The organism is Mesorhizobium sp. RCAM 06353 (assembly GCF_059683585.1).
The window spans coordinates 738,336-755,557 of the sequence record NZ_CM185031.1; the positions used below are offsets into that span (position 1 = coordinate 738,336).

Genomic DNA, 17,222 nt, shown 5'->3' on the forward strand with positions numbered 1-17,222 from the left:
TCAGCCACGCGCCTTCACATGCACCGTCTCCGGCACCGGCGTAAGCGGTCGGCGGTCTGTGAACCATGACACCAGATTGTCTACACACAGATCGGCCATGGCGCGGCGCGTGTGCTCCGAGGCCGAGCCGACATGCGGCAACAGAGAGGTGTTGGGCGCATCGAGCAGCGCCTTGGGCACGTTCGGTTCGTCGGCGAAGACATCGAGCCCGGCGGCGGCGATGGTGCCGTCGGCAAGCGCTGCCGCCAGCGCTGCCTCGTCGACCGTGCTGCCGCGGCCGATGTTGACGAAGACGCCGTTGGCGCCGAGCGCCGACAGGATCTCGGCATTGACCGCCTTCTGCGTCGAGGCACCGCCAGGCGCCACCGAAATCAGCGTATCGACCGCTTCGGCAAGGCTCTTCAGCGTCGGGTGGTACTGGTAGGAAAGGCCTTCGACACGGCGCCGGTTGTGGTAGGCGACCGGCAGGCCGAACGCCTCAAGCCGGCGAGCAATGGCCTGCCCGATGCGGCCCATGCCGAAAATCCCGACGCGGCGCGCGCGCAAGGTCAGCCGGCTCAACGGATAGTTGCCCTTGCGCAGCCAGCTGCCGTCACGCAGCCATGTCTCGGCGCGCGGCAGGTCACGGATCGTGTTGATCAGCAGCCCGATCGCGGTGTCGGCGACCTCCTCGGTCAGCACGTCGGGCGTGTTGGTGACCATGATGTTTTTCGCTGCCGCATGGCCGACATCGACCGAGTCATAGCCGACGCCGAAGGAGGCGATGAGTTCGAGATTGGGCAAGGCATCCATCATCGCGGCGCTGATGCCGGCAAAGGAGGCAATGCCGCGCACCGTGCGGCGCATCTCGTCGGTGACCAGAATGGGATCGGCGCGTTCGATCCTGACCTGGTTGAAAGTACGGTCGATCCGCCTGACGGCATGGTCGCTGAAGTCCGCCGGCACCAGAATGGCGACGGCTTGCAGCTGTTCGGCGTTGGTCATGCACGCTCCACCGGCTTGCCGGTCGACTGGCGCACATGCAGTTCCGGCTTGATCAATTCCTGCGAGGGCCGCACCGTCTGCCCGTTGAGCTTGTCGAGCAGCGCGCTGGCAGCGCGGCGGCCGACCTCGCGCTGGCCGTTCCAGACGGTGGTCAGCGCCGGCGTGGCGATCGCCGCCTCCTCCAGATCGTCATAGCCGGTGACGGAGATGTCAATGCCCGGCACCAGGCCGGCACGGGCAATGCCGTTCATCAGGCCGATGGCGACAAGATCGTTCCAGCAGCAGGCCGCCGTCGGTCTGTCCTTCAGCGCCAGGAACTGCCCGGCGGCCTCGAAGCCGGCCTGCTTGGTGCGCGGGCCGGCGATGCGCCAGGACGGCCTGACTTCAAGCCCGGCCGCTTCCATGGCGTTGACATAGCCCTGGTAGCGGTCGCGGCCGGTCGAGGTCTGGTCGGTGCCGCCGATCATGGCGATGCGCTTGTGGCCAAGCGAGATCAGATGGTTGGTGGCGAGGCCTGTTCCATAAGAATCATCGCCGCGAAACACCGGCACGTCGGCGCCCTCGACGGTGCGGGCGATCAGCACGGCCGGCAGGCCATTCTCCTCGGCCATCAGGATGTCGGAAGCCGGCGTGCCGATGGCCGGCGACATGATGACGCCGTCGGCGCCGAGCTGCAGCAGCGTATCGATGAAGGTGCGCTGCTTTTCGAGCTGATCGTAGTGGTTGGACAGGATGAAGGTCTGCCGGCTGCGGTCGAGCTCGCTCTCGATCGAACGCAGTATCTCGGCGAAGAACGGGTTCATGATGTCGTGGACGACGACGCCGACAATGCCCGAGCGCGAGGTGCGCAGGCTGGCGGCGCGGCGGTTGTAGATGTAGCCGATGGCGCGCGCATGTTCCTTGATGCGGTCGCGCGTCGAGCCCGCAACCAGCGGGCTGTCGCGCAGCGCCAGCGACACAGTGGCCGTGGACACGCCGAGTGCATCGGCGATCGTCGAAAGCTTGATTTTTTGTGCCAGCGCTTTGCGCTCCCCGAACGACCTGAATTCCGACCTAAACTGTTTAAAGGCGGCGTTATGCCACCGATCGGGGGCAAATCAAAGTTTTTTTGCCAGCGCCTCGGCCTCGACATCGGAGGCCGCGCGGCTCTGCAGCCGAAGCCGGCGCTCGCGATGGACGATGTAGAGGCCGCTGGCGACGATGATGGCGGCGCCGACCAGCGTCCAGCGATCGGGGAACTGGTTGAAGACGATCCAGCCGGAAATGATCATCCACACCATCTGCGAATAGGGATAGGGCGCCAATGCCGTGGTTGTCGCCAGCCGATAGGCCTGGACCAGCAGCCAGTGGCCGACACCGCCGAAGACGCCAAGCATGAGCAAAACGAACCAGTGCCAGCCATCATGCGGCAACGAGAAGGAAAACGGCAGCATGGGCAGAAGCAGCACCGTTGGCGCCAGCGCCGAAAACAGGATCAGGCTTTCCGGTGTCTCGGTCGACGACATGCGGCGCGTCATGATGACATAGAAGCAGTTCGACAGCATCGAGCCGAGTGCGAAGAGATGGCCGATGCCGAAGACGCCGACACCTGGCCTCGTGATGATGAGGACCCCGGCGAAGGCGGCCAGGATAGCCAGCCATCGCCGCCAGCCGGCCCATTCGCCGAGCAGCGGGCCGGCAAGCGCGGTGATCACCATCGGGCCGAAGAAATAGATCGACGTCGTCTCGGCCAGCTGCAGGGACCGCAGCGCCAGGATGTTGCACATGGTCGAGCCGAACAGGAACACACCACGCAGCACATGCGCCGGCAGGTTGACCGGGCGAAACCGCATCGGATCGCGCCAGCCGCGCAGGAGGGTGCCGACCAGAACGACATGCACGGCAAAGCGCACCCAGGCGACGATCAGCGCGGAAACGCCGGCAAGGACAAGATATTTGCTTGAGGTGTCGAGGAAGGTGAAGCAGACATAGGTGGAAAGCATGCACAGGATCGCCACCGGCGGCGTCGCGCTTTCTAGATATTTTTGGGAAGCATTCACTTGCAGGCCGGGGAAAAGCTGGGCTGGAGCCCACCTTTGCGGGAATTGTCGCTTGCCGGCAAGCCAAAAGCGTCTGGCACAGCAAGACGCGTCGGCAGGCTTAGCCAGCCCTCGTCTCGCAAGTGATGGCCCTAACCGCTGCCCCCGCTCGGGCCAGGCGTGAGGACTGGCTACATGGGCTGTCTCTGTTGTCGATCGACGTCGAAAGCATGCTGCCTTGACGACATGCGGCTTTCCGCCTAGCTCTGACGCCATGATCGCAATGGCTTTGATCGTCGTAAGGGAGCGCATGGGCAGGATGGTGTAACCATCCGGCGGAAGCACCCATGCGCGGTAAGCAGGCTCCTGACGGGGCCTTTTTTTATGCCCGGAACTTGGGCGGCCTCGTCAGACTTCAATCCCACCGACACGGCGAGCGAGATCATGACGAGCGATACCCCCATTCGGAGTCCGGGCACAGACTTATCCGGGAGAGCGATAGTCTCCGAACCCGCTGCTCCACCCCGACTGATTACCCTTATCCTACTTTCGGCTCTTGCGGTGTTGCCGGTGAACATGATCTTGCCGTCGCTGCCGAATATTGCCGCGACGTTCCAGGCTGATTTCGCAATGGTCAATCTGTCGGTTGCCGGCTTTGCGATCATCACTGCCATCATCGAGGCCATTGGAGGCGCACTATCGGACCGATTTGGGCGCAGGCCGGTGGTCTTGATATCTCTCTCGACCTTCATCATCGCGTCCATTGGCTGCGCTCTGGCTCCCAATATCGGCATTTTCCTGCTGTTTCGAGCGATGCAGGCGTGCATCGGCCCCTGCTATTCCGTCGCTCTGGTCATCCTCAAGGAGACATCGGACGAGCGCCAAACCGCCAGCAAATTTGGTTATCTCGCCATGGGGTGGGCGCTCGCGCCCATGGTCGGCCCCCTGTTTGGCGGGTCACTGGACGAACTGTTCGGATGGCGATCGAGCTTCGTTGTCTTCGCGATCCTCGGTATGGCCGCCTACGCCCTATCCGCGCGCGCGATCAGAAGAACCCCATTGTCGAGAGCGCATGGGAATTACGCTGCCTCCTACAGGCTGCTCCTGAGTTCGGCGCGGTTTTGGGCCTACGCACTGTGCATGGCCGCCTCGATGGGAGTGCTTTACGTGTTCCTGGGCGGAGCCCCATTGGTTGTCGGTGACGCGCTCGGCGGGTCAAGCGCGAAGCTCGGCCTTTACATGGGACTGGTCCCTACCGGCTTCATTCTCGGAAGCTATCTGGCCGGGCGTTACGCCTCGAAGACCTCGCTCGGCGCCATACTTGTTTTTGCGCGCCTGCTGACCTGCGCCGGCCTGCTGGCCGGTCTGGTGCTGACAAGCTTTGGCATCACTCACGTCCTGGCCTTCTTTGGACCTTGCCTGGTCATCGGCGTCGGCAATGGATTGACCATGCCTGCCGCCAACAGCGGCGCCTTGTCGGTGCGACCGGATCTGGTTGGCACCGCCGCAGGACTGACCGCCGCGATGCGGATCGGCGGCGGAGCACTCATAGCCTCCGTCGCCGGCCTGTTCCTGGCAGGGTCGATCCCTTCGCTGTTCGTCATGATGCTGATATCGGCGGCGCTCGCGTTGTTGGCGGCACTGTATGCCGCCCACCTCGACCGGGGGCAGCCTGCCGACTGAGTATCCCTATGCGTGCATGCGGGCGCCTTTGGTGATCTTGTCCACCAGCTTCTTCTCGGCACGCAGCGCGATGCCGACCACCTTGGCGTCTTCCGGCGCGAACTCGGCAAAGACGGCGCGATTGGCGGCGTCGAAGCCGGTGGAAAACATCTCCTCGACATAGAGTGAGGTCGTCACGCCGCGCTCCAGCGCGCGCCGGTGGATCGTGGCGAGCGTCGCCTGGTCGGCCGAGAGCACGATGACCGGCTGTATCGACAGCGGGTTGTAGAGATTGCCGGAACGGTCGCGATAGGGCTCGCCGATGATGTCGGGAAACTGCGCGACGATGCCGCTGGTCAGGAAGGCGGTGACGTTGAGCTTCTGCCAGCCCGGCAGATCTTCCCTGAGCACGATTGCAAATTTCGTATCGAACATGAGAAAATGGACCATTCGAAGTTAGGCCCCGATTGCGAGGCTGAAGGAGACGATGTCGCACGATGTAGGCAGCCAGGCCTTCGAGGGTCTTGGACGTTTGTGCGCCGATGCAGCTGAAAACTGCATCATCTCGGCTCCCGATCCTGCGGGCATGGAGCGGATCGAGGCACGGTTCCACGGCAGCGCCTTCGATCTGCACCGTCATGACACCTACGCGATCGGGGTGACGCTGCAGGGCGTGCAGACCTTTCGCTATCGCGGCGCGACGCGGCTAAGCCTGCCCGGCCAGATCATCGTGCTGCATCCCGACGAATTGCATGATGGCGGCGCAGGCACCGAGGACGGGTTGCGCTACAGGATGCTCTATCTCGAACCCTCGCTGATGCTCGACTGCCTTGGCGGCGCATCCCTGCCCTTCGTCAGGGATGCCGTGGTTAGGGACGACGCTTTCTGCACTACGCTGCTTTCAGCGCTGGGGCCGCTGCAGCAGGAACTCGATGAACTGTTCGTCGACGATTTCCTGGCGCAGCTGATGCAAAGCCTCACGCGGCATGCCGGCCAGCCGGCAAAGCCGATGGCCAGGACGGCGTGGCGGGCGGCCGCGCTGGCGCGCGACTATCTCACGGAGAACGCAATGCGCCCCGTGCGCTCCGGCGAGCTGGAAGCCATCACTGGGCTCGACCGCTACGCCTTGTCGCGGCATTTCCGCGCCGCCTTCTCGACGAGCCCGCATCGTTTCCTGGTAATGCGCCGGCTTCAGCGTGCGCGGCGGATGATCACCGCCGGCGAACCGCTGGCGCAGATTGCGGTCGAGGCCGGCTTCACCGACCAGAGTCACTTCAACAGGCAGTTCAAGAAAGCATTCGGCATGACGCCCGGACGCTGGTCCTCGCTGATCCGGGACTCGGCTCCGGCAGCAGCCTGATCGTTGCGATCAGTCGTCCGACTCGGCGTCGTCGTCGATCAGCACCAGTTCCTCGTTGGAGAGGTTGGCCTCGATGCGGGCCAGCAGTTTGAACAGCGCCTTCTGGTCCTTCTTGTCGAGGCCCTTCAGCGCCTGCTTTTCGGTCTTCTTCACCGATTTCTCGATGGCGTGGATGATATCGCGGCCAGTGTCGGTAAGGAAAATATGAGCTTGACGGGCGTCGGCCGACGAGGCGCGTTTTTCCAGAAAACCCTGCGCCTGCAGCCGGTTGATGGTCTTGGTGATGGTCGGCGGGCGCACGCCGAGGCGGCCGGCAAGATTGCCGGGCGTCTGGCCGTCATCCCGGTCGAGCGCCAGCATGATCTGGTCCTGGCCGGCATAGAAGCCGTGCGCCAGAAGCCGAGCCGCTAGTGCGGTTCTTGCCAGCCTTGCCGCTGAATGCAGCCGGCTCATTGTTGCAGTCTTGTCCGCCTTGGCCATGGTCATCCCTCTTCGGCCGTACCGGTGCGTGCAGCATAGACGCAGCCGGCCGGTTGGCAATCGACGATCGAAAAGATTCCGGCGCTCCAAACAGCTTTGCCGGCAAGCATTGCGGTGTCGGCCGTGGTGATGCCAGATGTTTATTTCAGTTAGATGACAAACGAGTTTCGGAAGCACCGGATTCACAGCAACCGCGACGCAGGCGCGGTCTGACGATCGGCAGCCCCGGAGAACACACCCTCTTTATCGTTTCGTCGCCGAAGAGGCGACCCTTCCCGCCGACAATAACCATAGACAAGCCAAACCGACCGCTTTGGACCATCTGTTTGCCCCGTGCAAAAGCCCCGCACACATCCTATATGGAGCCGACAATCCCTTTTCGCGGCCTGGATTTTCACGGCCCGGTCATTTTCGAGGCAACCATGAGCGATGCACAGACGCAGATCCCCGTAACCGTTCTCACCGGCTATCTCGGCGCCGGCAAGACGACGCTGCTCAACCGCATCCTGTCGGAAAACCACGGCAAGCGTTACGCGGTCATCGTCAATGAATTCGGCGAAATCGGCATCGACAACGACCTGATCGTGGAATCCGACGAGGAAATCTACGAGATGAACAATGGCTGCGTCTGCTGCACGGTGCGTGGCGACCTGATCCGCGTCGTCGAAGGCCTGATGCGCCGGCCCGGCCGTTTCGACGCCATCGTGGTCGAGACCACCGGTCTCGCCGATCCGGTGCCGGTGGCGCAGACCTTCTTCATGGACGACGACGTGCGCTCCAAGACCAAGCTCGATGCGGTGGTGGCGCTGGTCGACGCCAAGCACCTGCCGCTCAGGCTCAAGGATTCCAAGGAAGCCGAGGACCAGATCGCCTTCGCCGACGTCGTCGTGCTCAACAAGACCGATCTGGTCACCCCCGAAGAGCTGGCCAAGGTCGAGGCGACGATCCGCGCCATCAACCCGGCGGCCAGGATCCACCGCACGACGCGCGCCGGTGTTGCGCTGTCGGAAGTGCTCGACCGCGGCGCCTTCGACCTGTCGCGGGCACTGGAAAACGATCCGCATTTCCTCGAGGCGCATGACGACCATCATCATCATGACCACGATCATGACGGCCACGACCATGATGGCCACGATCACCATGACCATGACGGGCACGATCATCACCATCACGCGCACCCTTCCGATATCCATGATGTGACGGTGCAGTCGGTGTCGCTGCGCGGCGGCGAGATGGATCCGAAGAAATTCTTCCCGTGGATCGAGAAGATCACCCAGATGGAAGGGCCCAACATCCTGCGGCTGAAAGGCATTATTGCGCTCAAGGGCGATGACGAGCGCTATGTCATCCAGGGCGTGCACATGATCATCGAGGGCGACCACCAGCGTGCCTGGAAGGACGGCGAAAAACATGAGAGCCGGCTGGTGTTCATCGGCCGCGAGCTCGACGCCGAACGCCTGAAGAAGAGTTTTGACGCCTGCCAGGCGGCTTGATTTCCCAGCCTTATAACGCTAGCGCTGCCCTTCTTTCCTTCTCCCCTTGTGGGAGAAGGTGGCCTCGCGAAGCGAGGTCGGATGAGGGGTGTTCCAGCTTGGCAAAGACGGCGATCCGTCACACACCCCTCATCCGTCTCGGCGCTACGCGCCGATCCACCTTCTCCCACAAGGGGAGAAGGTTGGCGCCACACCTGGCCGCGCTGGCTGCCTCCTGGGGATGGCTACGAATTTCACTGGAACGGTTCTGATGCCCACAGTCGCCCCCCTAGACCTCGAAGGCCATTGCGTTGCCGCCGTCTTCCTCGGCGACGTGCCGCATTTTGCGCTGGCCGATGGCGCCATCCATCGGCTCGACAATGGCCACAAGACGGTTCAGGCCAATGACGGGTTGCTCGCGGCCTTCCATGATGCGGCCAACGACCGGCTGATCACCGGCGGCGAGGACGGCAAGGTGTTTGCGGTCAAAACGGGCGGCGAAGCCACTGAAACGGCGAGCGCCGGCAAGAAATGGATCACCAGCGTGGCCGCCGGGCCGCAGGGCGCCATCGCCTATGCCACGGGCAAGACCGCCTTCGTGCGCTTCGCCGATGGAAAGACAAGGGAATTTGTCCATCCGCGCTCGGTCGAGGGGCTGGCGTTTTCGCCCAAGGGCATGCGCTTCGGTGTCGCCCGCTACAATGGCGCGACGCTGCATTTCCCGGCTGCCGAGGGCAAGCCGGTGGAGCTCGAATGGGCCGGCGCCCATACCGGCATCACCTTTTCGCCGGATGGCGCCTTCCTCGTCACCACCATGCAGGAAAACGCGCTGCATGGCTGGAAACTGGCCGACGGCAAGCACATGCGCATGACCGGCTATCCCGGCAAGGTCAAAAGCCTGTCATGGAGCGTCAAAGGCAAATGGCTGGCGAGTTCCGGCGCGCCGGCCGCGATCGTCTGGCCATTCTCGGGCAAGGACGGCCCGATGGGCAAGGCACCGCTGGAACTCGGCACGCGCGGTAATACGATGGTGACCTGCGTCGCTTGCCACCCAAGCCAGGATGTCGTCGCGATCGGTTATGACGACGGCATGGTGATCGCCGCGCGCTTCGCCGACGCCAAGGAAGTGCTGCTGCGCCGACAGGGCAAGGGCGCCATCACCTCGATGATGTGGGACAAGGAAGAACGCCGTATCGCCTTCGGCAGTGCCGCTGGTGACTGCGGTGTCATCGACATCACGGCGTAGTTTCAAAATATCGGTCTACTCGGCGCCGCAGGACACCTTGCCCTTCAACTCTGCCGGCTTGCCGTCCTTGTCCGTGTCGGCGGCATTGTCATAGACGGCAAGCGTGTAGTCCCCATCATAGACGCCTTCGTCGCTGGCCTTGGTCAGGATCGTCAGTTCGACTGAATTGAAGGTGTTTGCCGCCTCGTATTCGCGGTAGATGTTCAGCCGCAGTTCCTTGCCGTCCAGCCAGTATTGGGTCAGGTTGGAATCCTCGAACACCGTCTTGCGCAATCCATCGCCAACCGGCCTCGCCTTGATTTCGAGATCGCCGCGAAAGTTGAAGGTCGGACCGCCCATGCCTGTGGTGACGCCGGCGCCGACGTCGAATGTCACCGCCGTGTCGTCGACGTTGCACCAGATGCCGCCTGAGGCGAAGGCCGTGCTGGCCGACGACAACAGCATTGCCGCACAGATGATTGTCCGCATTTTTGTCCCCCCACCTCAATTCCCGCTCATATTGGCGCTGACTTCGCCAGCACGGTCAAGCACCGCCGCCAAAGGCTGAGCCAATGCAGGGCTGACGCGCGGCCAATTGCGGTTGCGGACATGGATTGGGTAAGAGGTACGCACGAGAGGGGTTTCCATGCACAGCAGCGACAGTTCAAAGACCATCGGCGGCATCGGTCGTGACCGCATCGCGCAATTGCGCGAGACCGAAGGGGCGGCCTTCCGCTCAGCACGGCCAAAATCGCAAGCCAAGGTCGGCAACGGCCTGCCCGGCTTCTTCGGCGGCGTGCCGATGCACTGGATGAACGACTGGCCGACGCCGTTTCCGATCCTGGTGGACAGCGCCAAGGGCGCTGCGATCACCGATATCGACGGCAACCGGCTCGACGATTTCTGCCTCGGCGACACCGGCTCGATGTTCGGCCATTCGCCGCCGCCGGTGGCGCGCGCCATCCGCCGCCAGGCCGGACGCGGCCTGACCTATATGCTGCCTTCGGAAGACGCACTTGCCATCGGGCCGTTGCTGCAGCAGCGCTTCGGCCTGCCGTTCTGGCAGATCGCGACGACGGCGACCGACGCCAACCGCTTCGCGCTGCGCGTCGCCCGCGCCGTCACAGGCAGGGAAAAAATCCTGGTCTTCAACGGCTGCTATCACGGCTCCGTCGACGAAACGATGGTGCGGCTGATCGACGGCAAGCCCGTCAACCGGCCGGGACTGGCGGGCGAATTCCGCGACCTGACCCGCACGGCCAAGGTGATCGAGTTCAACGACATCCCGGCGGTGGAAGCAGCGCTCAAGGACAAGGATGTGGCCTGCGTCATCGCGGAGCCGGTGCTGACCAATTCCTGCATGGTGCTGGCCGACCCGGGCTTCCACGACGCGCTGCGCAGACTGACGCGCGAGACCGGCACGCTTCTCCTGATCGACGAGACGCACACGATCTCGACCGGCCCCGGCGGCTACACCAGGAAATATGGGCTCGATCCGGACTTGTTCGTGCTGGGCAAGCCGATCGCCGGTGGCGTGCCGGCGAGCGTGTGGGGCATGAGCGATGAAGTCGCCTCGCGCTATGCCGACTACAACAGGACCAAGGAGCCCGGCTATTCCGGCATGGGCACGACGCTGTCGGCCAACCCGCTGCAATTCGCCACCATGCGCGCCACGCTGGAAGAGGTGATGACGGCGGAGAATTATGACCGCATGGACCATCTGGCACGGCGTCTGGATGCCGGACTGACCGGCGTGATCGACCGCTACCGCCTGCCCTGGCATGTCGCCCGCGTCGGCGCCCGAGTCGAGTTCATCTGCGCGCCCGGCCCGTTGCGCAACGGCGCGGAAGCCGAGACCGCGCATGCGCCGGAACTGGAAGCCGCCATCCATGTCGCGCTGGTCAATCGCGGCGTGCTGATCGCGCCCTTCCACAATATGATGCTGATCTCGCCGGCGACGTCAGGTGCGCAGGTCAACCGGCTGATCAGCGCCTTCGCCGCGGTTGCGGCAAAGCTTGCGGCATGAGACAAGCGGCCATGGACAATGCCATCGTGACCTCACCTTCGGGGTCCTCGCCCACCGAAGCGCAAGCCTTTCTCGACGCCCATCCCGAGATCGAAGCCTTCGATATCGTGCTGACCGACGCCAATGGCGTCGGCCGCGGCAAGATCGTGCGCCGGCATGAGCTGAAAAGCATTTTCGAGGGTGGCCGGCATATGCCGATCTCGATCCTCGGCCTCGACATCACCGGCGAGGATGTGCACGAGACCGGGCTGATCTGGACGACCGGCGACGGCGATCTCAGGGCATGGCCGATCCCCGGCACGCTGGTGCCGCTCTATGGCACCAACCCGCCGCGCGGCCAGGTGCTGATGGCGATGTACCATCTCGATGGCCAGCCGATGTCGTCGGATCCGCGGCTGGCGCTGGCCCGGCAGGTCGATATCCTCGCGGCCAAGGGTCTTTACCCGGCCGGCGCCTTCGAGCTGGAATTTTTCCTGCTGGCCAACGAGCGCGATGCCGAGGGCAAGGTGCAGCCGGCGCGTGCCGTGCTCGATGGCCGTGTCTCGGGCAAGACAGAGGTCTATTCCGTCGACCATCTGCACGGCATGGAACCGCTATTCTCCGACATCTACGCCGCAGCCAAGGCGCAAGGCATTCCGGCCGAGACGGTGATTTCCGAATACGCGCCCGGCCAGTACGAATTGACGCTGAACTACCGCAAGGATGTGATGCGGGCGGCCGACGACCTCGTCATGCTGAAGCGGCTGGTGCGGGCACAGGCGCGCCGCCATGGCGTGACCGCCTGCTTCATGGCCAAGCCGATCGAGAAATATGCCGGCTCGGGCATGCATTTCCACGTCTCGCTGCAGGACAGAGCCGGTCGCAACGTCTTTGCCGAGGCCGGTGGCGAGAGCTGGTCACTGCCACTGCTTCAAGGGCTCGGCGGCCTGATCCAGACGATGGCGGAATCGATGCTGGTGTTTGCGCCGCACGCCAATTCCTGGCGACGCTTCGTCTCGCAATCCTATGCGCCGGTGGCCCCGACCTGGGGCGTCAACAACCGTTCGGTGGCGCTGCGCGTGCCGGCCGGCGACGCCAAGAACCGGCGCATCGAGCATCGTCCGTCCGGCGTCGACGCCAATCCCTATCTGATCGCCGCGACGGTGCTGGCCGGCATCATCAAGGGCCTCGACGAAGGCCTCGATCCTGGCCCTGAAACGACCGGCAATGGCTATGAGGCTGCGGTCACGCGGACGACGATGCCGGCCGATTGGCGCGCGGCAATCGAAGCGGCCAAGGCGTCAAGCTTCCTGAAAGGCGCGCTTGGCGAGGACCTGCACCGCACCTTCGTGGCGATCAAACAGTCCGAATATCTGCGTGTGGCACGCACGGTCAGCGAACTGGACTATCATCTCTATCTGCACGAGGTGTGACGACTTGATGCTGGGCGGCGATCACTTTTTAGCCGCCTGCATCAAATGAGGTAGCAAACTAGCACTACAGAACATACCATGAACGGATGACCATTCTAACCGTCCGTGAAAAGCTGGCAATCCTGTCCGACGCCGCCAAATATGACGCTTCCTGCGCCTCGTCAGGCTCAGCGAAAAAGGATTCACTGAAATCCGGCGGCATCGGCTCCACCGAAGGCATGGGCATCTGCCATTCCTATGCACCGGACGGCCGCTGCATTTCGCTCTTGAAAATACTGCTCACCAATTTCTGCATCTATGATTGCAGCTATTGCATCAACCGCTCGTCCTCGAATGTGAAGCGTGCCCGCTTCAGCATCGACGAGGTGGTGAAGCTGACCATGGATTTCTACCGCCGCAACTACATCGAAGGCTTGTTCCTGTCTTCAGGCGTCATCCGCTCACCCGACGAGACCATGGGCGAGATGGTCGAGGTGGCGCGGCGGCTGCGGCTGGAAGAAAAGTTCTCCGGTTATATCCATCTGAAAACCATTCCGGAAAGTTCGGCGGAACTGGTCGAAAAGGCCGGGCTCTACGCCGACCGCCTGTCGATCAATGTCGAGCTGCCGACCGACGAGGGCGTCAAGAAATTGGCGCCGCAAAAGAAGCCCGAAACGATCCGCCTTTCCATGGCCAGGCTGCGTCAGAAGATGGAAGAAAAAGCCGAGCCGACGCTGAGGACCAAAAAACGCGAGCGCTTTGCGCCGGGTGGTCAGTCGACACAGATGATCGTCGGCGCGGACAAGACATCCGACGACGGCATATTGCACACCAGCGCCCGGCTCTATGGCAGCTATCATCTGCGGCGCGTCTACTACTCCGCCTTCAGCCCGATCCCCGACTCGTCGTCATCCCTGCCGCTGCAGAAGCCGCCGCTGATGCGCGAACACCGGCTTTACCAAGCCGACTGGCTGATGCGGTTTTACGGCTTCTCGCAGCCGGAGATCCTGGCCGGCAGCAGCGACGGCATGCTCGACCTTGCCATCGACCCGAAGCTGGCCTGGGCGCTGCGCAACAGGGGACAGTTTCCGGTCGACATCAACCGCGCCGACCGCGAATCGCTGCTGCGCGTGCCTGGTCTCGGCACCAAGGTGGTGACGAAAATCCTGGAGACACGCCGCCACCGGCGTATGCGGCTCGAAGATGTCGGGCGGATTTGCCAGTCGATCGCCAGGCTCAGGCCGTTCATCATCGCTGAAGGCTGGTCGCCGGGCGCGCTCACCGACAAGGAGGGTCTGCGCGACAAGATCGTGCGCTCCTGCGAACAACTGTCGCTGTTTTGACCATGCAGCCGGCCGAGCTCGACCTTGCCCGATACAGCGTTCGGCTCGACAGCGAGACCGACTTTTCGGGCTGGCGCGACGCGGCACGGCGGCTGGCGTTGAACGAGATCAAGCCCGAAGACATCAGCTGGCATGTCGCGGCCGGCTCCGGCCAACTGCCTGGGGATTTGCCAGCCGTGCCTGCGGGGGCGCAACTCGTGGTGCCGCGCGAGTTTATCGAGCACGCTGAAACCGCCTTCTGCCATTCCGACCCCGGCAGGTTCGCCTTTCTCTACCGGTTGCTGTGGCGACTACGCGCCGAGCCCAAGCTGCTGGCGATCGCGTCGGATCCCGACACCAGGCTGCTCGAGGCGATGGAAAAAGCGGTGCGGCGCGACAGCCACAAGATGCATGCTTTCGTGCGCTTCCGGAAGATAGGCGACGGCGACGAGGAGCGCTACGTCGCCTGGTTCGAGCCCGATCATTTCATCGTCGAGCGCAACGCGGATTTCTTCGTCAGGCGCTTCACCGGCATGCGCTGGACGATCCTGACGCCTTACGCTTCGGCCGACTGGGACGGCGAAAGACTGGCGATCGGACCGGGTGCCGCCAAGGGCGATGCACCTGATCAAGACGACACCGAGGCGCTGTGGCGCACCTATTTCGAGAACATTTTCAACCCGGCACGACTGAAGGTGAAGGCCATGCAAAAGGAGATGCCGAAGAAATATTGGCGGAACCTTCCCGAGGCCTCGCTCATTCCAGACCTGATCGCAGGAGCGGACAAAGCCGCCAAGGAGATGATTGCGAAGATGCCGACGACGCCAGCGCCGCACCACGCCAAGGTGCAGGCCAAGCATTGGCCGAAACGTGAGCTAACCGAAGCACCGGAAGACGACGAAGCAGGCACCATTTCCGAGTTGCGCGAAGCTGCGAAAGGCTGCCGCCGCTGCCCGCTTTGGCGCGATGCGACGCAGACCGTGTTCGGCGAAGGACCTGATAACGCCAAGGTGATTTTCGTCGGCGAACAGCCTGGAGATCAGGAGGACCTCGCCGGCAAACCTTTCGTCGGCCCGGCCGGCAAGGTGTTCGATGCCATCCTCGATGACGCGGGCGTCGACCGGCAGAAGGTCTACGTCACCAACGCGGTGAAACACTTCAAATTCGAGCCGCGCGGCAAGCGCCGCATCCATTCCAAACCGAATGCCGGCGAGGTGCAGGCCTGCCGCTGGTGGATCGACAGGGAATTCGCGTTGATCAAGCCGGACCTTGCGGTGGCGCTCGGCGCAACGGCTGCCTTGTCTTTGCTGGGCAAGGCGATCCCGGTGACGAAAATGCGCGGCCAGGTGATCGAGCGCGAGGATGGACTGCGCGTCTTCATCACCATCCACCCCTCCTTCATCCTGCGCATCCATGAGCCCGCAGACAAGGAAGCCGAACGCGAGCGGTTTTTGCAGGATATGAGAGAGGTGAAGCGACTGATGGCAGTGTGAGTTGTTTGCCTAGCGGATCAGAATCGCCCTGAGGTCGTTGACATTCGTCCCGGTCGGACCCGGCACAAACAGATCGCCAACGGCATCAAAGGCCGTCCAGGCATTGTTGCCGGCCAGCATCGCCTTGGCATCCACACCCGCCGCGCGCATGCGCGACACGGTCGAGCCATCGGCAAAAGCGCCGGCGTTGTTTTCCGAACCGTCGATGCCGTCCGTATCGGCAGCCAGAGCGTGAATGCCTTGTACGCCGTTGATGCCGATGGCGAAGGCGAGCAGGAATTCCGAATTGCGGCCGCCCTTGCCTTTTGCCCGCAGCGTCACGGTGGTTTCGCCGCCGGACAGGACCAGCACCGGCTTTTGAAACGGCCGGTTGCGCGTGGCGACTTCGCGCGCGATTGCGGCATGGACGCCGCCGACCTCGCGCGCTTCACCCTCGATGGCATCGGAGAGGATGACGGCCTCGATCCCCTGCCTCTTCGCTTCCGCCGCTGCTGCTTCCAGCGACACGCCTGCCGAGGCGATCAGATGCACCTCATTGCGCGAAAAGCGCTGATCGTCGGGATCTGGCGCATCGGCGGCCGGCGAATTGATATGCGCCATCACCGAGGCTGGTAGTTTCATGCCGTAGGCTGCAATGGACGCCAGCGCGTCTCCGCGGCTGCCGGTATCGGGAACCGTTGGCCCTGAGGCGACAAGGGCCGGATTGTCGTCAGGAATGTCTGAGACAACCAGCGACACCACCTTGGCCGGCCAGGCGGCGGCGGCCAGCCGGCCACCTTTGATGGTGGAAAGATGCTTGCGGATGGTGTTCATCGCCGCGATCGGCGCGCCGGAGGCGAGCAGCGCCTCGTTGACGGCGATTTCGTCGGCCAGCGTCAGGCTACCGGCGGGCGATGGCAGCAGCGCCGAGCCGCCACCGGAAATCAACGCCACCACCAGATCGTCCGCCGTCAGCCCCTGGACTTTTGCCAGCAGGCGCCGCGAGGCTTCCAACCCGGCGGCGTCCGGCACCGGATGCGCCGCCTCGATGATCTCGATGCGCTCGCATTTGGCGCCATAGCCGTAGCGGGTGACGACCAGCCCTTCGATCGGACCGTCCCAGACCTTCTCGAAGGCTGCCGCCATCTGCGCCGAGCCCTTGCCCGCACCGATGACGATGGTGCGGCCTTTAGGCCTGGCCGGCAGGTGGTCTCGGATGGTCCGCTGCGGATCGGCGGCGGCCACGGCGGCGTCGAAGATGGAGATGAGGAAGGATTTGGGATCTAGCACGGTCATTCGGCTTCCGACGACAGCGCCAGCCCGCGCTTGTCGATGCTCAGATGATCGCAGAGTGCATCAACCACGACGCCATGATCCTCACGTTCCGGCAGCCCGGAAACGGCGATCACACCGATGACGCCGGCACCTTTGACGGTGACCGGAAAGCCGCCGCCGGCGAGCACATAGTCCGAGATGTCCAGTCCCTCACCGATCTTGAAAGTGCGGTCGGGGCGCTGCTGTTCCAGCACCATGCGATAGGTGCTTCTGAGGAACCGCCTGACGACATTGATCTTGCGCCGCGCCCAGTCGGGATTGGAGGCGTTCGAACCCGGCATTGCGGCGTAAAACAGCGGCCGGTCCCACAGCCTGATATCGACGATAACAGGCATGTTTTCAGCCAATGCGCGATCGCGGATGGCGGAACCGATCTTGAAGGCGACGGCCTCGTCGAAGGCGGGAAAGACAAGAGTTTCTTCCTGTCTCTTGATCAGAGCGATGTCGTCAGCAACGGCCATGTCGTTCCCCTGTC

16 protein-coding genes are annotated in these 17,222 nt (G+C 63.3%); 8 read left to right on the top strand and 8 right to left on the bottom strand.

Annotated elements, in window-relative coordinates:
• The 3 genes from AC56QX_RS03275 to AC56QX_RS03285 form a co-directional block, all read right to left on the bottom strand.
• A complete protein-coding gene (locus AC56QX_RS03275) occupies positions 1-984 on the bottom strand; it encodes a 2-hydroxyacid dehydrogenase (RefSeq protein ID WP_497113691.1) in 984 nt (327 codons plus the stop codon).
• Complete coding sequence (locus tag AC56QX_RS03280) at positions 981-2,003, bottom strand: LacI family DNA-binding transcriptional regulator (RefSeq protein WP_202353617.1); 1,023 nt, start codon at positions 2,001-2,003, stop codon at positions 981-983. Before AC56QX_RS03280 ends, AC56QX_RS03275 begins: the two co-directional genes overlap by 4 nt.
• 78 nt (positions 2,004-2,081) lie before the next feature.
• The gene (locus tag AC56QX_RS03285) at positions 2,082-2,966 is read right to left on the bottom strand and encodes a DMT family transporter (protein ID WP_497113692.1); all 885 of its coding nucleotides are present in this window, start codon (positions 2,964-2,966) and stop codon (positions 2,082-2,084) included.
• A gap of 480 nt (positions 2,967-3,446) precedes the next feature.
• Between AC56QX_RS03285 and AC56QX_RS03290 the strand changes: the two genes are divergently transcribed.
• Positions 3,447-4,685 (top strand): MFS transporter, encoded by a 1,239-nt coding sequence (locus AC56QX_RS03290; RefSeq protein ID WP_497113693.1) that lies wholly within the window; start codon positions 3,447-3,449, stop codon positions 4,683-4,685.
• A gap of 6 nt (positions 4,686-4,691) precedes the next feature.
• Here the strand turns inward: AC56QX_RS03290 and AC56QX_RS03295 are convergent, their stop codons facing one another.
• On the bottom strand, positions 4,692-5,099 hold the full coding sequence (locus AC56QX_RS03295) for a DUF2000 family protein (protein ID WP_497117670.1): 408 nt from the start codon (positions 5,097-5,099) through the stop codon (positions 4,692-4,694).
• A gap of 52 nt (positions 5,100-5,151) precedes the next feature.
• On the opposite strand from AC56QX_RS03295, the gene AC56QX_RS03300 reads away from it, so the two are divergent.
• Complete coding sequence (locus tag AC56QX_RS03300; RefSeq protein WP_497113694.1) at positions 5,152-6,024, top strand: AraC family transcriptional regulator; 873 nt, start codon at positions 5,152-5,154, stop codon at positions 6,022-6,024.
• A 9-nt stretch (positions 6,025-6,033) separates the two neighbouring features.
• On the opposite strand, the gene AC56QX_RS03305 is transcribed toward AC56QX_RS03300, so the two are convergent.
• On the bottom strand, positions 6,034-6,504 hold the full coding sequence (locus AC56QX_RS03305; RefSeq protein WP_497113695.1) for a MarR family winged helix-turn-helix transcriptional regulator: 471 nt from the start codon (positions 6,502-6,504) through the stop codon (positions 6,034-6,036).
• A gap of 422 nt (positions 6,505-6,926) precedes the next feature.
• On the opposite strand from AC56QX_RS03305, the gene AC56QX_RS03310 reads away from it, so the two are divergent.
• Together AC56QX_RS03310 and AC56QX_RS03315 are read left to right on the top strand one after the other, a co-directional pair.
• The gene (locus tag AC56QX_RS03310) at positions 6,927-7,997 is read left to right on the top strand and encodes a CobW family GTP-binding protein (protein ID WP_497113696.1); all 1,071 of its coding nucleotides are present in this window, start codon (positions 6,927-6,929) and stop codon (positions 7,995-7,997) included.
• Positions 7,998-8,247: 250 nt separating this feature from the next.
• Entirely contained in the window at positions 8,248-9,222 is a 975-nt protein-coding gene (locus tag AC56QX_RS03315) for a WD40 repeat domain-containing protein (RefSeq protein WP_497113697.1), read from the top strand.
• A 15-nt stretch (positions 9,223-9,237) separates the two neighbouring features.
• Here AC56QX_RS03315 and AC56QX_RS03320 read toward each other — a convergent pair whose 3' ends face one another.
• The gene (locus AC56QX_RS03320; RefSeq protein WP_497113698.1) at positions 9,238-9,690 is read right to left on the bottom strand and encodes a hypothetical protein; all 453 of its coding nucleotides are present in this window, start codon (positions 9,688-9,690) and stop codon (positions 9,238-9,240) included.
• Positions 9,691-9,847: 157 nt separating this feature from the next.
• On the opposite strand from AC56QX_RS03320, the gene AC56QX_RS03325 reads away from it, so the two are divergent.
• The 4 genes from AC56QX_RS03325 (at position 9,848) to AC56QX_RS03340 (ending at position 15,433) form a co-directional block, all read left to right on the top strand.
• Positions 9,848-11,227, top strand: a complete 1,380-nt coding sequence (locus AC56QX_RS03325) for an aspartate aminotransferase family protein (protein WP_497113699.1) — start codon at positions 9,848-9,850, stop codon at positions 11,225-11,227.
• Between the two features lie 11 nt (positions 11,228-11,238).
• Positions 11,239-12,639, top strand: a complete 1,401-nt coding sequence (locus AC56QX_RS03330) for a glutamine synthetase family protein (protein ID WP_497113700.1) — start codon at positions 11,239-11,241, stop codon at positions 12,637-12,639.
• Positions 12,640-12,725: 86 nt separating this feature from the next.
• Positions 12,726-13,961, top strand: coding sequence for a putative DNA modification/repair radical SAM protein (locus AC56QX_RS03335; protein ID WP_497113701.1), 1,236 nt, complete (start codon positions 12,726-12,728; stop codon positions 13,959-13,961).
• A gap of 2 nt (positions 13,962-13,963) precedes the next feature.
• On the top strand, positions 13,964-15,433 hold the full coding sequence (locus AC56QX_RS03340) for a UdgX family uracil-DNA binding protein (RefSeq protein ID WP_497113702.1): 1,470 nt from the start codon (positions 13,964-13,966) through the stop codon (positions 15,431-15,433).
• A gap of 9 nt (positions 15,434-15,442) precedes the next feature.
• Here AC56QX_RS03340 and AC56QX_RS03345 read toward each other — a convergent pair whose 3' ends face one another.
• Entirely contained in the window at positions 15,443-16,708 is a 1,266-nt protein-coding gene (locus AC56QX_RS03345; RefSeq protein ID WP_497113703.1) for a glycerate kinase type-2 family protein, read from the bottom strand.
• Entirely contained in the window at positions 16,705-17,208 is a 504-nt protein-coding gene (locus tag AC56QX_RS03350; protein WP_497113704.1) for a heme-degrading domain-containing protein, read from the bottom strand. The genes AC56QX_RS03345 and AC56QX_RS03350 overlap by 4 nt, the downstream gene beginning before the upstream one ends.
• Positions 17,209-17,222: the final 14 nt, after the last annotated feature.

Excerpts from the sequence above, each read along its gene's own strand:
- AC56QX_RS03305 (WP_497113695.1), bottom strand. The coding sequence starts at position 6,504 with ATGGCCAAGGCGGACAAGACTGCAACAATGAGCCGGCTGCATTCAGCG.
- AC56QX_RS03285 (WP_497113692.1), bottom strand. The coding sequence starts at position 2,966 with ATGCTTTCCACCTATGTCTGCTTCACCTTCCTCGACACCTCAAGCAAA.
- AC56QX_RS03340 (WP_497113702.1), top strand. The coding sequence starts at position 13,964 with ATGCAGCCGGCCGAGCTCGACCTTGCCCGATACAGCGTTCGGCTCGAC.
- AC56QX_RS03335 (WP_497113701.1), top strand. The coding sequence starts at position 12,726 with ATGACCATTCTAACCGTCCGTGAAAAGCTGGCAATCCTGTCCGACGCC.
- AC56QX_RS03290 (WP_497113693.1), top strand. The coding sequence starts at position 3,447 with ATGACGAGCGATACCCCCATTCGGAGTCCGGGCACAGACTTATCCGGG.
- AC56QX_RS03350 (WP_497113704.1), bottom strand. The coding sequence starts at position 17,208 with ATGGCCGTTGCTGACGACATCGCTCTGATCAAGAGACAGGAAGAAACT.
- AC56QX_RS03345 (WP_497113703.1), bottom strand. The coding sequence starts at position 16,708 with ATGACCGTGCTAGATCCCAAATCCTTCCTCATCTCCATCTTCGACGCC.
- AC56QX_RS03325 (WP_497113699.1), top strand. The coding sequence starts at position 9,848 with ATGCACAGCAGCGACAGTTCAAAGACCATCGGCGGCATCGGTCGTGAC.
- AC56QX_RS03320 (WP_497113698.1), bottom strand. The coding sequence starts at position 9,690 with ATGCGGACAATCATCTGTGCGGCAATGCTGTTGTCGTCGGCCAGCACG.
- AC56QX_RS03300 (WP_497113694.1), top strand. The coding sequence starts at position 5,152 with ATGTCGCACGATGTAGGCAGCCAGGCCTTCGAGGGTCTTGGACGTTTG.
- AC56QX_RS03275 (WP_497113691.1), bottom strand. The coding sequence starts at position 984 with ATGACCAACGCCGAACAGCTGCAAGCCGTCGCCATTCTGGTGCCGGCG.
- AC56QX_RS03315 (WP_497113697.1), top strand. The coding sequence starts at position 8,248 with ATGCCCACAGTCGCCCCCCTAGACCTCGAAGGCCATTGCGTTGCCGCC.
- AC56QX_RS03330 (WP_497113700.1), top strand. The coding sequence starts at position 11,239 with ATGGACAATGCCATCGTGACCTCACCTTCGGGGTCCTCGCCCACCGAA.
- AC56QX_RS03295 (WP_497117670.1), bottom strand. The coding sequence starts at position 5,099 with ATGTTCGATACGAAATTTGCAATCGTGCTCAGGGAAGATCTGCCGGGC.
- AC56QX_RS03310 (WP_497113696.1), top strand. The coding sequence starts at position 6,927 with ATGAGCGATGCACAGACGCAGATCCCCGTAACCGTTCTCACCGGCTAT.